The sequence below is a fragment of the Bordetella genomosp. 8 genome, assembly GCF_002119685.1.
Taxonomy (GTDB): domain Bacteria; phylum Pseudomonadota; class Gammaproteobacteria; order Burkholderiales; family Burkholderiaceae_B; genus Bordetella_C.
Genome location: NZ_CP021108.1, coordinates 738,001 through 752,776, shown reverse-complemented (window position 1 = coordinate 752,776; position 14,776 = coordinate 738,001). Strand labels below are relative to the sequence as shown.

General features: G+C 66.8%; 14 protein-coding genes. 9 read left to right on the top strand and 5 right to left on the bottom strand.

Going from position 1 to position 14,776, the window contains the following annotated elements:
• Positions 1 to 3 precede the first annotated feature (3 nt).
• A complete protein-coding gene (locus tag CAL12_RS03420) occupies positions 4 to 1,011 on the bottom strand; it encodes a Bug family tripartite tricarboxylate transporter substrate binding protein (RefSeq protein ID WP_086063199.1) in 1,008 nt (335 codons plus the stop codon).
• Positions 1,008 to 2,441: an MmgE/PrpD family protein gene (locus tag CAL12_RS03415; RefSeq protein ID WP_086063198.1), complete on the bottom strand. Its 1,434-nt coding sequence runs from the start codon at positions 2,439 to 2,441 to the stop codon at positions 1,008 to 1,010. The genes CAL12_RS03420 and CAL12_RS03415 overlap by 4 nt, the downstream gene beginning before the upstream one ends.
• Positions 2,442 to 2,601: 160 nt before the next feature.
• Here CAL12_RS03415 and CAL12_RS03410 point away from each other — a divergent pair, with 160 nt between their 5' ends.
• Complete coding sequence (locus CAL12_RS03410; RefSeq protein ID WP_086063197.1) at positions 2,602 to 3,513, top strand: LysR family transcriptional regulator; 912 nt, start codon at positions 2,602 to 2,604, stop codon at positions 3,511 to 3,513.
• Positions 3,514 to 3,551: 38 nt separating this feature from the next.
• Here the strand turns inward: CAL12_RS03410 and CAL12_RS03405 are convergent, their stop codons facing one another.
• Entirely contained in the window at positions 3,552 to 4,433 is an 882-nt protein-coding gene (locus CAL12_RS03405; RefSeq protein ID WP_086063196.1) for an NmrA family NAD(P)-binding protein, read from the bottom strand.
• 200 nt (positions 4,434 to 4,633) lie between these two features.
• Between CAL12_RS03405 and CAL12_RS03400 the strand changes: the two genes are divergently transcribed.
• Both CAL12_RS03400 and CAL12_RS03395 read left to right on the top strand, forming a co-directional pair.
• A complete protein-coding gene (locus tag CAL12_RS03400) occupies positions 4,634 to 5,596 on the top strand; it encodes a GlxA family transcriptional regulator (protein ID WP_232464816.1) in 963 nt (320 codons plus the stop codon).
• A 21-nt stretch (positions 5,597 to 5,617) separates the two neighbouring features.
• The gene (locus CAL12_RS03395; RefSeq protein ID WP_086067653.1) at positions 5,618 to 6,313 is read left to right on the top strand and encodes a substrate-binding domain-containing protein; all 696 of its coding nucleotides are present in this window, start codon (positions 5,618 to 5,620) and stop codon (positions 6,311 to 6,313) included.
• 25 nt (positions 6,314 to 6,338) lie between these two features.
• Here CAL12_RS03395 and CAL12_RS03390 read toward each other — a convergent pair whose 3' ends face one another.
• Entirely contained in the window at positions 6,339 to 7,091 is a 753-nt protein-coding gene (locus CAL12_RS03390; protein WP_198298367.1) for an IclR family transcriptional regulator, read from the bottom strand.
• 165 nt (positions 7,092 to 7,256) lie between these two features.
• Between CAL12_RS03390 and CAL12_RS03385 the strand changes: the two genes are divergently transcribed.
• Genes CAL12_RS03385 through CAL12_RS03375 form a run of 3 tightly spaced genes read left to right on the top strand, consistent with a single transcriptional unit; the run spans position 7,257 to position 10,051 of the window.
• A complete protein-coding gene (locus CAL12_RS03385) occupies positions 7,257 to 8,648 on the top strand; it encodes an MFS transporter (RefSeq protein WP_198298366.1) in 1,392 nt (463 codons plus the stop codon).
• Positions 8,617 to 9,102 (top strand): ureidoglycolate lyase, encoded by a 486-nt coding sequence (locus CAL12_RS03380; protein ID WP_086063193.1) that lies wholly within the window; start codon positions 8,617 to 8,619, stop codon positions 9,100 to 9,102. Before CAL12_RS03385 ends, CAL12_RS03380 begins: the two co-directional genes overlap by 32 nt.
• Positions 9,103 to 9,112: 10 nt before the next feature.
• The gene (locus tag CAL12_RS03375) at positions 9,113 to 10,051 is read left to right on the top strand and encodes a polysaccharide deacetylase family protein (RefSeq protein ID WP_086063192.1); all 939 of its coding nucleotides are present in this window, start codon (positions 9,113 to 9,115) and stop codon (positions 10,049 to 10,051) included.
• On the opposite strand, the gene CAL12_RS03370 is transcribed toward CAL12_RS03375, so the two are convergent.
• Positions 10,048 to 10,941 (bottom strand): LysR family transcriptional regulator, encoded by an 894-nt coding sequence (locus CAL12_RS03370; protein WP_086063191.1) that lies wholly within the window; start codon positions 10,939 to 10,941, stop codon positions 10,048 to 10,050. The genes CAL12_RS03375 and CAL12_RS03370 overlap by 4 nt on opposite strands.
• 180 nt (positions 10,942 to 11,121) lie before the next feature.
• Here CAL12_RS03370 and CAL12_RS03365 point away from each other — a divergent pair, with 180 nt between their 5' ends.
• From CAL12_RS03365 to CAL12_RS03355, 3 genes are all read left to right on the top strand, one after another.
• Positions 11,122 to 12,285 carry a TauD/TfdA family dioxygenase gene (locus CAL12_RS03365; protein ID WP_086063190.1) on the top strand — a complete coding sequence of 388 codons (1,164 nt, stop codon included), beginning with the start codon at positions 11,122 to 11,124 and terminating at the stop codon, positions 12,283 to 12,285.
• Positions 12,286 to 12,358: 73 nt separating this feature from the next.
• Entirely contained in the window at positions 12,359 to 13,315 is a 957-nt protein-coding gene (locus tag CAL12_RS03360) for a tripartite tricarboxylate transporter substrate binding protein (protein ID WP_086063189.1), read from the top strand.
• A gap of 154 nt (positions 13,316 to 13,469) precedes the next feature.
• Positions 13,470 to 14,705 carry a YbfB/YjiJ family MFS transporter gene (locus tag CAL12_RS03355; RefSeq protein ID WP_232464690.1) on the top strand — a complete coding sequence of 412 codons (1,236 nt, stop codon included), beginning with the start codon at positions 13,470 to 13,472 and terminating at the stop codon, positions 14,703 to 14,705.
• Positions 14,706 to 14,776 lie beyond the last annotated feature (71 nt).

The window sequence follows — 14,776 nt, the reverse complement described above, 5'->3', positions numbered from 1 at the left end:
CGGCTAGTCGACCTGCGCGCCCGAAGCCTTGACCACCGGCGCCCACAGCGCGCGTTCCTCTCGCAACAGCGCGGCGAAGGAAGCGGGATCTCCGCCCGAGGTTCCAGGCGGGCGATCGATGCCCATGACCAGCAACTGGTTGGCAACCGCCGGCCCCTGCATGGCCTTGTTCACCTGGGCGTTGATTTGGTTGACGACAGGGGCGGGTATGCCCGCCGGACCGACGAGGCCGAACACGACACTCGCTTCCATGCCGGGATAACCCGCCTGCGCCATGGTCGGCACGTCCGCCAGGCTGCCGAGCCGATGCGGCGCCGTCACGGCCAGCGCGCGAACCTTGCCGCCCTTGATCATCGGCAAGGCCACCGGCACCGATGCGAAGAACATATCGACCTGGCCGCCGATCAGGTCCGTCAGGGCAGGCGCGGCGCCCCGGTAAGGCACGTGCAGCATGTCCAGTCCGGCCTGGCCTTTCCATCGCTCGCCCATCAGATGCGCCAGGGTACCGTTGCCGGACGAGGCGAACGTGATCTTCTTTTTCCGTGCGGCGGCCGCAAGGTCCGCGACGCTGCCGTAGGGTCCATTGGCGGCAACGATCAACACCAGCGGCACCCTCGCGAGCAGCGCGATGGGCTGCATGTCTTTCTCGATGTCGTACGGTATGCGGTGATAGAGAAACTCGTTGACGATCATATTGCTGGACTCGCCCAGGGCCAGCGTGTAGCCGTCCGGCGTCGAACGGAAGGCCTGGTCGAACCCGATGTTCCCACCCCCGCCGGGACGGTTTTCCGCCACGACGTTCCACTTGGCCGAATCCGCCAGCGCATTGGCCAGCAGCCGCGCCATGGCATCCGTGCCGCCACCCGGCGGCGCCGGTACGATCAGCCGGATGGGCTTGACGGGAAAGTCCTGGGCAACGCCGATGCCAGCGGCCGCCGAGGCCGCCAGCAGGAAAGCCGAGCGCAGCACCGTGCGGCGCCGGCGATCGATACGATGGCTCGTATTGGTCATGGGTGATCTCCCTTGCGATGTTGTGGGTCCGTCCAACCTGGCACACCGAGGACGCCCGATGCGCCCAACGCTCCCGCCAGCGGTACGCTGTCGCCGTTACGCAGTTCAGCGATCGCATCCAGGAGCGCCTGCTGCCTGACAGGCGACAGCCCGGCGCGCGTGGCTACGCGGAACTTGGTTACCAGATCGGCCCATTCCAGCGCCGTGGCGGGGTCGCCGCGCGGGTCCATCACGGGCGATGCCAGGCGCCGTCCGTCCTTGAGGCTGACGGTGACGCTGGCCGGTGAGCGGGCGGGAAAAAGCGCTTCTACCCCGGCGTCATGCACGACGGAAATCCGCGCCGCCAGGTCTCGTACGCCAGGGTCGCCCAGGTGTATCGCCTGCAGCGGGACCAAGGCATCGCTGCCGTGCAACGCGCACAAGGCCAGGCAATATGGAACGCTGTACTGCGCTTCCACCAGCGTGCCCGGGGTCGGGCTGTTGGACAGGTTGAACGTGGCGCGATAGGTGCGGACCTGCATCCCGGCGACATCCGCGGCCTCCAGGCCATGCCTGGCCCGCAGATGCAGCCATGCATCCAATGGCGCGTGAATATGGCGGCAGCATCCGTAAGGCTTGAAGTAGGTCCCCTGGATCAGGGGCGCGCCGCCCAAGTCGTGCAGCGCGATGCCGGCATCGAACAGCCGCCCGTCATCCAGCGCGGCAACAGGACCTTCGTACCCCGCCATCGCCAGACGCAACGCGGCCCAGCCGGCAGCGACGCCGGCCGCGATGCCCTCTTTCACGTCGGAACCGGCAATGCCCGCCAGCGCGGGCAAGGCGGGCGCCGTCTGGGCGGCGATCGCCAGGGCATGCGCGATCACCGCGGGATCCAGGCCCAGCATCTTCGCCGCCGTGGCCACCACCGCGTATCCCGACCACGCGCCCGACGGGGCGTAGCCTGGCCTGGCCATGGCCAGGCGCAGGCCGACCTCATATCCGGCGACGATCGCCGCCACCAGGTCCGCGACGGTGCGGCGCGGGTCCTCGCCCAGCAGGGCGAGCGCGGTGGGAATGACCGCCGCGCCCGGGTGTCCGCGCGCCTGCCGATAACCGTCGTCCAGGTCGAGCGCCGCCGTGGCCGCGCTGTTGGCGAACAGGGCCGCGGCCATGCTGGCCGGCCTGCCCGTAAACCACAGGGGCACATGGCCGGGGCCGTACAGCGCCAACGCGGTCTCCTGCGCCGCCATTACCGCGGGCAAGCCCAGCGCGGCGCCCGCGCTCGCAAGCGCGTCCAGCACGCAACGCCACACGGCCTCACGGGTGGGTGCGTCGATGGCGCGACCATCCAGGTCGGCGACATAACGCCCCAGCCGCAGCGCCAGCCCGGCATGCGGCACCCGATGGCCGTGCGGGGCCGGCGCGCGCGGCGCGTCCGTTCCCGCCCCCATGACCCCTGATTCATCACTTTTAAGCATATTCTCACGGGTATCGTGGTCCGGATATCCTTCCCGGCACACTACGTATCAACAACAAGCCCGTGAATAATAGACAGCAGTCCGGGCGCAAAATAGTCAAGAATCAACGCCTGCTTATGCCTTTGAGGTATATATGAAAATCGACATGAATATGCGCCATATCGAGGCGTTCCGGGCGGTCATGATTTCCGGCAGCGTCGTGGGCGCGGCCCGGCTGCTGAACGTCACGCAACCCGGCGTCAGCCGCACCATCGCGCTGCTCGAACTCCGCTTGGGTTATGCGCTGTTCCAGCGCAAGGGACGGCGGCTCGTGCCGACGTCGGAAGCCGAAGCGCTGTATCGCGAAGTGGAGCATCTGTACGTCGGCATCGAGCGGATCACGCAGGTGGCATATGACATCGGCCATCATCGCGCGGGCGCGCTGCGTGTCGCCACGCTGCCCGCGCTGGCGCATTGGTTCATCCCCAAGGTGATCGCGTCGTTCCTGAAGACGCGTCCCAAGGTTCGCGTCTTCGTGCAGACCTTGCCATCCACACAGATCGCCGAACTGGTGGCGACACGGCAGTTCGACATCGGCCTGGTCGAACTGCCGATGTCGAAGTCCGGCGTCAGCGTGCAAGCCCTGCCGCCGTGTCGCATCGTCGCGGTCATACCCGCGCGCCACAGGCTGGCGGCCTCGGAGCGGATCGCGTTGCGCGACCTGGATGGCGAACGGCTGGTGCTTCCTTCCCCGCAGAGCTATCTGCGCTACCAGATCGACGATGCCTTCAACCGCCAGGGCATCACGCCGGACGTGATTGCGGAGACGCCTACATCACCGTTGATCTGCGGGCTGGCGGCGGAAGCTTCGGGTATCGGCCTGGTATCGGCCTGGACGCCGATGCCGCAGGGCGACCCACGCATCGTGCAACGGCCATTGAAGGAGCGGCTGGTGTCGCAATACGCCTGCATGCGCGCGGAAAACGCCGTTCCCATGGCGCTGGCCGATGAATTCCAATCCTTGATTAGCGAACAGATACTGGACCTGGCGCCGGAGCATGCATAGGAAGAGACCCGCCAGGCGGGTCGTTGTCGCTCCTGTCCTCAGGCGAACGCCTGCCTGTTCCTGCTGATGAACTCACGCACTGACAGGGCCGGTTGACCGGTGATCCGTTCCACCGCATCGTTGGTCCCGGCAAAAACGCCGTTCTGATAGTCCTGCGCCACTTCGACCAGATGCTGGGTCAGGAAAGCATTGAAGCCATAGGTGCCTTCCATACGCTCGCGGAATTCCGCGATCGACAGGGGCGCATACGATATCTTTTCCCCCAACGCCTCGCTCATTTCGGCCGCTATCTCGTGATGGTTCATTTCACGCGGGCCATGCAGCGTGTAGATCTTGCCTTCATGGCCGGCCGGCTTGGCCAGGATGTGCGCGATGACGCGGCCCTGGTCATCGGTGCTGATCGGCGCGTGGCGCCCCTCTCCGAAGGGAAATTCCACCCGCTTCCGCGCCCGGATTTCCTTGGCGAAATGCGGGTACACCAGCCAATCGGCGAAGAACGTCGGCCTGATATGCGTGGTGGGAACCCCCCATGCGTCGAACACCCGTTCCGAGATCCAGTGATCGCGCGCCGCATTGCTTTTCGATTCGCGCCTCGCGGATATCTGCGACATGTTGACGATCGCCTGCAGTCCCGCTTCCTTCGCGGCCTGCGCGAAAAAGGCGCTGGCCTGGACAATGCCGGGGCTGATCGGATGCAGGAAGTAGGCGGAACGCACCCCCTGCATGGCGGTCCGGATCGCATCGATATCGGTGAAGTCGCCGATGGCGATCTCCACGCCCCTGTTTCGTAACGCGGCGGCTTGTTCACCGTCCTTGCGCACGTAGGCGCGCACCCGCTTGTTCATGTCGAGCAGCGTGTCGATCGCGACGCCGCCCGTGCGGCCTGTCGCGCCGCTCACGAGATATTCCGCCTGGCTCATCGTCTTTCCTTCACCGTTGGGATCCTTGCAGTCTAGCCAGGCACAACATGGCATGAATGACTCTTTTCGGTCGTTTCGTGCCAGAATCAAGCGGTCGCGACCGAATCAGTCGAGTCCGTTGAGCCCCGAAGAATCCCGCCATGCCCCAACGCACCCGTTCGAAACCGACACCGCCGCGGAACGCTCCCCGGCGCGTCGTGATGCTCGTCCTGCAGCCGGCGGACGCGCTTGACGTCGTCGGCCCCGCGGAAGTCTTCACCCTGGCCAACCTGCTGCACGAAGGCTCGCCGTATCGATTCGAACTGGTCAGCGCCGGGGCGACGACCGATCTAGAGACGGAATCGCGCATCACCATCAAGGCGCACAAGACACTCGCCGAAGTGCGACGATCCCGCCTGCCGATCGACACCCTGATCGTGACGGCTGGTTTCAAGCCCCTGACGGGGCTGACCGACGCCGCGATGCGCTGGCTTCGACGGGTCGCGCCGGAGGCGCGGCGAGTGTGCGCGATCTGCGTCGGCGCCTTCGTCCTGGCCGAAGCTGGCCTGCTGGATGGCCGGCGTGCCACCACGCACTGGCGGATGACCCGTCAGCTTGCTGAACGCTATCCGCGCGTCAAGGTCGAGCCCGAACCCATCTGGATCAAGGATGGCGCGTTCTATACCTCCGCCGGGATCGCCGCCGGTATCGACTTGGCGCTCGGGCTGGTGGCGGAGGATCTGGGAGACCCGGTGGCGCTCGACATCGCGAGGAATCTGGTTTTGTTCCTGCGGCGGCCAGGCGGACAGGCGCAATTCAGCGTGGCCTTGCAGTCCCAGCAAGGATCGGCCTCCAGGCTGGCAGAACTATGCGTGTGGATAGGCGAACACCTGCACTTGGATCTCTCCACCGAAACGTTGGCGGACAGGCTGGCCACCAGCGTACGCACCGCGATCAGGATGTTCCGGCGAGAGCTCAACACCACGCCGGCCAGGTATGTGGAAGACGTTCGCCTGGAAGCGGCCCGCCGGGCGCTCGAACTGGGCGGCCAGACGATGGAGGACATCGCCAGGCAATGCGGCTACAGCAGCGTCGCCGTGCTGCGCAAGGCATTTCTCCGGCGTCCGGGTGTCACGCCCAGGGAATATGCGGCGCGGTTTATGATCGGGCAAACCCAGACTTAGAAAATCATGGCGACCCCCATCATGGCAAACCTCACCTGCATTTCGTCGATGGCGACCAAACGCCTGCTCGAAGAAGCGGCAGCGGACTTCCACACCCAATCGGGAATTTCCGTCACGCTCCAGTCGGTGGGCGGCGTCCTGGCGGCGAAACGCGTGTCGGATGGCGAACCGTTCGACGTGGTCATCCTGGCCCAGGACGCGCTGGACGCCCTGGCCAACGCCGGCAAGGTCGAGCCGTCCACGATGACGCCCATCGCCCTTTCCCAGGTCGCCGCCGCGATGGCCGAGACCGCGCCCGCGGTCGCGTTCGAGCGGGCAGACGACCTGCGCGCGCTGATGTCTTCCGCGGCGCGCATCGGCTATTCGACAGGACCCAGCGGCGTGGCCTTGATCTCGCTGATCAAGGAATGGGGCATGCACGACGCGCTCGCGCCCAAGCTGGTGCAGGCGCCGCCCGGCGTTCCCGTGGCCAAGCTGATCGCCGACGGGACCGTGCAGCTGGGCCTGCAGCAGCGCAGCGAGCTGCTGGGCATGCCGGGCATACGGATCCTGGGGGACATGCCGCCAGGGGCGGAGATCAGCACCGTTTTTTCAGGCGCGGTATGCGCGGCCGCTCCGGCATGCAAGGAGGCGGCGAGTTTCCTGGCTTATCTTGCGTCCGGCCGCACCGCGGCGCTGAAGGAAAAGATCGGCATGGCGCCCGCCCCCGCGCGGTAGGCGACGACACCCGGCGCACGACCGGTCACGCGGACGCGTCGAAGGCCAGGGCGATGTCCCCGGCGAACTTGCGCAGGATGGGAACGTTGGCAATCATCTCTTCGTAAGTCATGCGCGCCGTCGGCGCGGACACGCATAACCCGATGAACGCGGAGCCGCGTAGCGGTATCCGCACCCCGCAGCCCACCACCCCCGCGTTCCATTCCTCGTTGCAGGATGCCCAGCCCTGGGCACGGATCTCGTTGAAGTGCGCGCGCAGGCGCGTCTCGCCGGTCAGCGTCTTGCTGGTGAATTTGCGCCGCGTGGACGATCGCAGCCACGCCGACAGCGCGTCGTCAGGCATATGCGCCAGGTGCAGCTTGCCGATGGACGTGCAGTGCAGCGGACCGCGGTTGCCCTGCTCCAGGTGCAGCCCACCGGGCCGGCGCACCGCGGCGGCGTCCACGCAGACCAGCTCCCCATCCACCACCATGCTGATCTGGGCGAACTCGCCCAGCGACATCGCCAGGGACTTCAACAAGGCATGGGGCTGGTCGGCGTTCAAGGACGCCTGCACCGCGTCGATACCCAGGCGTGTCAGGCGGGCGCCGGCCATCACCCGCTTGGAAGCGAGGTGCCGGGCCAACACATTGCGCTCCGTCAACTGGACGACCAGGCGGTGCGTGGTCGGCATGGACAGCCCGGTCAGCTCGGCGATCTCGGTCACCGTCAGGGGGCGGCGCGACCCCGCCACGGCTTCCATGATGGCCAGCGATTTATCGATCGGCGCCTCTTCCATGCGTCCCCCAGGGAATTTCCACAAACAAGAACAAATATTCCGGAATCCGGAAATTCGCGATTGTTCACGATGTGGCGCGAGCATAGCATCGTGCCGCGTCGACCCATATCGAAGCAACGATCAAGTGACCCATATCGATGGTCCGAATATTCCAAGGGGTAAGTCATGGCTCAAGGCAATAAGGGCGTGGCCGGCATGGACGGCGGCGGCGCCTACACCGGCTCGATCGAGGATCGCCAGGTCATCGGCAAGGCGGCGCGCCGCCTGATTCCGCTGATCATGATCCTGTACGTGTGCGCATACCTGGACCGCGTGAACATTTCGTTCGCCGCGTTGCAGATGAATGCGGACCTGGGACTGTCGAATGCCGTCTATGGCTTCGGCGCCAGCATGTTCTTCGTCAGTTATTTCCTGTTCGAAGTCCCCAGCAACCTCGTGCTGGACAAGGTCGGACCGCGGCGTTGGATCGCCCGCATCATGATCAGCTGGGGCATCGTGTCGGGCTGCATGGCCTTCGTGCAGGGCGAGACCAGCTTCTACGCGCTGCGCTTCCTGCTGGGCGTGGCCGAGGCGGGATTCTTCCCCGGCATCGTGATGTACATCAGCTACTGGTTCCCCAAGTCCTACCGGGCGCGCTTCACCAGCATTTTCATGATGTCCATCCCCGTCTCCGGCCTGATCGGCAGCCCCATTTCGGGTTCCATCCTGGACGGCATGAACGGCGTCGGCGGCCTGGCGGGCTGGCAGTGGATGTTCATCGTGGAAGCCCTGCCGGCGGTGGTGCTGGGCATCGCCTGCCTGTGGCTGCTGACCGATCGCCCGTCCAAGGCCACGTGGCTGGCGCCGGCCGAACGCGACAGGCTGGAAAGCATGCTGGCCCATGAACGTGCCAGCCTGGAAGCCGTGCGCAAGTACAAGCTGTCGGAGGCGTTCACCTCGCCCGGCGTGCTGCTGCTGGCCGGCATCCTGTTCTGCATCGTATTCGGCACCACCGGCATTGCCTTTTTCCTGCCGCAGATCATCAAGAGCTTCGGCTTCAGCAATACGGCGGTGGGATTCCTGAGCGTGCTTCCCTACCTGGGCGGGGTCTGCGCCATGTATCTCTGGGCGCGGCACTCCGACCTGAAGCGCGAGAAGATACGTCACCTGGGCGTGGCGCTCGTGCTGGCGGCGGTCGGCTTCGTCTTCACCACGCTGATGCTGGGCAATCACGCCGCCGCGCTGTTCGGCCTGGTCGTGGCGGCGGCGGGCGTCTACGCCGCCAACACCATGCTGTGGACCTTGCCGACCTCATTGCTCACCGGCACGGCGGCCGCCGCTGCCGTGGCGCTGATCAATTCGCTGGCGAACCTGAGCGGCATCCTGGCGCCGCCCCTGCTGGGCTGGAGCCGCGACGTGACCGGAGGCTACGCGGCCACGGGCATCATCTTCGCGGCCTTCGTCGTACTGGGCGCGCTGCTGACCTGGGCCTTCTGGCACAGCGAGCTGGCCGCCGGCGAGCGCCACCCCAACACCAAGGAATCACATGGCATTGCGGCACATCGTCGTTCGGCCTGAGGCCGGGGATATACAGCTGGAGCCCTACGGCGTGGTCTTCCCCGTCACGCCGGGCGACGAACGCATTCCCGTGCCGCTGGGCACCGACATATCCGCGCGCGGCGCGTTCACTGCCACGGTGATACGTGCGCGAGCCTGGCGCGCGGCAAGCCCGCTCAACGGCCTGGAACGCCACCCCTATTCGGTGCAGGCCTTCGTTCCCCTGGGCGCCAGCCGACTGGTCGTGGTCGCGGCGCCGCCCGGACCCGCGCCGTCCCGGCTGGACCAGTTGGCCGCGATCCACGTGCCGGCCGGATGGGGCATCGCCTATCACCCTGGTGTCTGGCATACCGGGCTGATGGGGGACGGGATGGAAGCCGCGCTGGTGTCGATGGTGCGGCGCCTGCCGGATGGCAGCGACACGGAATTCGCCACCCTGCCCTTCCAGATCGAGCTCGACCCGATCGCAAACTGAAGCTCCAGCCATGACACAAAGCTCACCTCTTCCCCGCGATCTGGCGGGATACGGACAAACGCCCCCGGACCCGCAATGGCCGGGCGGCGCGCGCGTCGCCGTGAACATCGTCATCAACGTCGAGGAAGGCTCCGAGCCGTCGGTACCCGACGGCGATGATGACAGCGAGGTCGGCCTGATCGAAACCGGCGGCCGGGCCTTTCCCGGACGCGACCTGGGCGCTGAATCGATGTTCGAGTACGGCAGCCGCGCGGGCTTCTGGCGCCTGTGGAAGATCCTGCGCCGTCATGACGCGCCGGCCACATTCTTCGCCTGTTCGCGGGCGTTGGAACGCAATCCCGAAATCGCGGCGGCGATCCGTGACGGCGTCGCGGCATCACGCTACGACGTCTGCGGTCACGGCCTGCGCTGGGAGCGCCACCAGGCCTTGACGCCAGAAGCCGAAGCCCGGGCCATACATACGGCTTTCCAGGGCATCGAGCAACTGACCGGCGCCGCGCCCGCCGGCTGGTACTGCCGCTATGCGCCCACCATCCACACGCGGCGTATCGTGGCGGAACATGGCGGCTTCCTGTACGACAGCGATGCGTACAACGACGACCTGCCCTACTGGACCACCGTGGACGAGCGGCCACACCTGGTCGTGCCGTACACACAGGTGATGAACGATGCCAAGTTCCTGCGCGGTGGCCTGAACACAGGGGCCGATTTCTTCGACGTGCTGCGCGAGCAGTTCGATGCCCTGTGGGAAGAAGGCGCCACGGAACCCAAGATGATGTCGATCGGCCTGCATTGCCGCGTGGCGGGCCATCCTTTCCGTGCCACGGCGCTGGAGCGCTTCCTGCGGCACATCGGCGCGCGGCCGCAGGTCTGGCTGTGCCGCCGCGTGGACATCGCGCGGCACTGGATCGAACACCACCCCTGGACCTCCGGCACGGGCGCCGCCTAGCTGCCGGCGAACTGGCGCTGGTATGTCGCGACCGACGCCTGCATGGCCTGCCGTGCGGCGTCCACCAGCCGGTTGTCGTCGTCGGCCTTGCGCGCCGCCAGCGACAGGGTCAGCACCGGGGCGCCGCGACCCAGCTTGACCACACGCACCGGGCACATCTGCAAGGTCGTCGCATCCGGCATCTGCAGCAGCGAAATGCCCAACCCCGCGCTCACGAGAGCGGCAATCGCGGGCGCGCTGTCGAACTCCAGCGTGCCGCGCATTTCGCGCACGTGCGCCGCCACATACTGGATCGACAACTCGCCCGTCACGGTCTTCCGATCGTAGCGGATCCAGTCGTACTGCCGGAACAGCGCAACGACGCTGTTCTCGCTGGCCGCGGGCGGGGCCAGCAACACGAGTTCGCGGCGCAGCATCGGCGTCCAGCGCAGCCGGGCCGAGCCGCCCGTGGGCGGTTGCGCCACCAGCGCCGCGTCGAGGTCCCCCGCCTTCACAGCCGCCGTCAGGCTGGCGCTGCGCCCGCGCGCCAGCCGCAGTTCCAGGCGCGGGTGGCGTTCACGGAGGAAACGGATGATGCCCGGCAGCAGGGCCGCCTGCAGCGATTCGATGACGCCCAGGCGCACCACGCCCTCCACCGCGACGCTGTGGCCCGCGCGCAAGGCCGCCAGATCATGCATTGCCTGGCGCAAGGTATCCGCGACTTCATGGGCGAGCCGGTTCGGCCTGGCCTGCAGGCCCGAGCGGTCGAACAGCGGCTTGCCCATGTAGCGCTCCAACTGCTTCATCTGCATGCTGACTGCGCTGGGCGTGACGTTGGTCTGCCTGGCCGCGCCAGCGAAGGTGCCCGTCTGCAACACGGCTTCCAGCGTACGGAAAGTCTCCAGTTTCATCCATGCTCCTTTGACGATGCACACGGCCCACCCCGCGCAAGCCATGATCAAAAATGCTTATGAAGAAGCTCAAATAAGTTCACTATTCTAATGGGCCGTCAAAATCTAGACTAATGCCGGACGGCCCGCATCAGGGCCCGGCGGCGGGACAGCCGCCGCACCGCAAAAGAGGAGACGTGCATGACCGCCATGGCAACCCATCAACGCCCCGAGGCCTGGACGGCGCGGCAAGCCCGGGAGGACCAATCCTGGGTGCTGCGGCTGACCGGGGAGCAGATCCAGGGCTTCCATCACGCGGTGGCGCATGCGCGCAAGCTGGGCAAGCCGCTGCTCACGATGGAGCAGCAAGACTTCCCCTTGCCGGCGGCCTCGCGCGGCATCCTGGAACAGGCGATCGCCACGACCCAGGGCCGCTGGGGCATGTGCCTGCTGAAGGGGTTTCCGGTCGACGTCTGGAGCGAGGACGACGCCCGTCTCGCCTATTGGGGCATGAGCCTGTACATGGGCGTGGGCCGCACGCAGAATCGCGCCAGCCAGGTCATGAACGACGTCCGCGACGAAGGCGGCGAGTACAAGGTCAAGGGCGGACGCGGCTACAACACCAACGCCGGCCTGGATTTCCACCAGGATTCCTGCGACGTCGTGGGCCTGTTGTGCCGGCGCACCGCCAGGTCGGGCGGCACCAGCAAGGTCGTGAGTTCGATCGCCCTGTACCGGGAAGTCGAGCGTCGCCGCCCCGACCTGATACCGGTCCTGAAGGCGCCCTTCTTCCACAGTTACCAGGGCACCCAGGATCCCAGCCAGCCGCCTTACTATCGCTGCCCCATCTTCGGCAGCGATTCCGGCTACTTCAGCGCCCGCACCAACCGCAAGAACACCATCGCGGCGCAGCGCGATTTCCCGGAAGTCCCACGCCTGACCCCGGCGCAGACCGAAGCGCTGGATCTGCTGGACGAGCTGCTGCCCAGCGAGGCGCTGTGCTACACGATGACCCTGGAGCAGGGCGACATGCAACTGCTGAACAACTACGTCATCCTGCACTCGCGCACACCGTTCGAGGACCATGAGGAACCTGACCGCAAGCGCCACCTCTTTCGCCTGTGGCTGTCCGTGCCCGGCTCGCAGCCCCTGCCGGACGACTGGAAGGAATACTACGGCGACGTGCGTGCCGGCGCCGTACGTGGAGGCGTCCGTGGCAGCGCCATCACGCAGGAATTCCTGGACTACGAACAGCGCCAGGCCAGAGCGATGAACATGCTTTTCGAAACCTGGAAGCCGCAGTTGCTCAAGGAAGAAATGGACCGCATCGTCGCGGCATATCCGCGCGAGTCGGCAACGGCCTGATCGTCGCGCCCATCACACACGCCAACCAGGCAGGCAGCAATACAGGCGCGGCACAGCGCCGGCAGGAGACAGCATGGACAGACGATCTTTCATGGGGGCGCTGGGCGCCGGCATGGCCGCGGCATCGGGACTGGCGCGCGCGCAGGGCGGACCGACACGCATCATCGTCGGCGCGACGCCGGGGGGCGGTACCGATACCGTCGCGCGCATGCTGGCGGCGCAACTGGCGAACTACGTCCCCGGTACCTACGTGGTGGACAACCGGCCGGGCGCCGGCGGCAACATCGCGGCGCAGGCGGTGGCGCACGCCGAACCGGACGGCCGCACGCTGCTGGTCTGCTATACCAGCCACGCCATCAACGCCACGCTGTACGGCAATCTCTCTTTCGATCCGGTCAAGAGTTTCCAGCCCATCGCCTACGTCGCGAGCGCACCGTCCATCCTGGTGGCGCACCCGTCCGTGCGGGCGAACAATGTGAAGGAACTTATCGCCCTGGCGCAGGCCCGGCCCGGCACCCTGAACATCGCCCTGCCCGGCATCGGCTCGGCGGGCCATCTGTGCGCGGAGGTCCTCAAGGAGGAAACCAAGGTGGACCTGGTGCTGGTGCCTTACAAGGGAACCGCGCCCGCGATGACCGACGTGCTGGGCGGGCAGGTACAGCTGATGTTCGCCGGCGCCGCCCTGGCGCGTCCGCAACTGGAAGGCAAGACCTTGAAGGCATTGGGCGTGAGCAGCGCCCGGCGCATGGAAATTCTGCCCGCCATCCCGCCCATCGCGGACACCCTGCCCGGCTATGACTTCAACGCCTGGTATGGGCTGCTCGGCCCCGCCGGCATGGATGGCGGCCTGGCCGACCGGCTCTCGGCGGCCACCGGCCGCATCCTCGCGGACCCGGCCAACAGGAAGCGCCTGATGGACGAAGGCCTGATCGCGACCGGCAGTACGCCGGACGGCTTCCGCCAGTTCCTGGTCACCGAAGTGAACCGCTGGGGGCAGGTCGTCAAGGCGTCGGGCGCCCGAGCGGGCTGAGGCTGGGCCAACGCCGGCCGTGCCTAAAGCTTTTTGTAGCAACGCCGGGCTCCCATTGCCGCCGGGACTGCGTTATATCTGCTGGTCGAGCGGAAACCCCCATCACCGGTGAGCCATGGCAGAGCAGAGCGCGACACGCATAGCACTGATCGGAATGTTGTCTGTCGCCACTGCCATCGGCATTGGACGTTTCGCCTACACGCCCATCCTGCCTGTCATGCTGCAGGACGGATGGCTCACCTTGGCGGAAGGCTGCTGGCTCGCCGAAAGCAACCTGCTGGGCTACTTCGTCGGGGCCATCCTGTGTTCGCTGATTCCCGGCGCCTGGATGCGATGGACCCGCCGCGAGGCGCCCGACGAACGCCTGGCCGTCGCCGGCTTGGCCGCCACGGTGGTGCTGACGCTGGGGATGGCCCTGCCGTGGCCCTGGCTGTGGCAATGGCTGCGCTTTTTCTCGGGCCTGGCCAGTGCGATCGCATTCGTGTTCACGTCGAGCTGGTGCCTGCGCCGGCTGGCACAGCAGAACGGCACGTCGCTGGCGGGCTTGATTTATTGCGGCTCCGGCGTCGGCATCATGCTGGGCGGGATCCTGGTGAGCGCGACCATCTCGCTGGGTTGGAGTTCGAGCGCCTGCTGGAAGATCCTGGGCGCCGTGGTGGGCGCCTTCGTGTTGTGGATCGGATACGAATGCCGTCGCGACCGCCTGCATGGGTCGCGGCGCGGCAGCCTTGCCGGCGATGCCGGTGCCGTCCCCCACCTGCCCCAGTCTCCGTCGGAGCTGGTCGAATCGCTGGCCGAGAATCGTGGACTGGGCTGGCTGATGCTCGCCTATGGCCTGGCAGGCTTCGGCTATGTCATCACGGCGACGTTCCTGCCGGTGATGGCGCGCGAAGTCCTGCCGGGCTCCATCTGGGTCGACTGGATCTGGCCGATCTATGGCGTGTCGGCGGCATTGGGCTGCCTGGCTTCCACGCGGCTGCCGCCCCACTGGGACACCAGCCGGCTGCTGGCTGCCTGCTACTGCACCCAGGCGCTGGGCGTGGTGATGGGCCTGTGGTGGCCCGATGTGGGTGGCTTCGTGCTGAGCAGCGTGCTGGTGGGCGCGCCCTTCACCGCGCTGACCCTGTTCGCCTTCCGGGAGGCCAGGCGGCGCTGGCCGCACCGGTCGACATCGGTCATCGGCCTGATGACCGCCGTCTACGCCATTGGCCAGATCCTGAGCCCGCCGCTGTTCGGTGCGCTGCTCAGGAGCGGCATCGGCCATCGCCAGGTCTTCGCGTGGTCGCTGCATACGGCCAGCGCGGCGCTGTTGATCGGCGGCGCCATCTGGTTCTTCGCGGCGTCGCGCTTCCCGATCCGGAGTCCTGCGTCGCAGGCTACTGGATCTTGATATCCTCGCGCTGTATCAGGTCTCCCGATTTCGCGATCTCGGTGGAGACCCGCCGGGCGGACGGCCCGGGC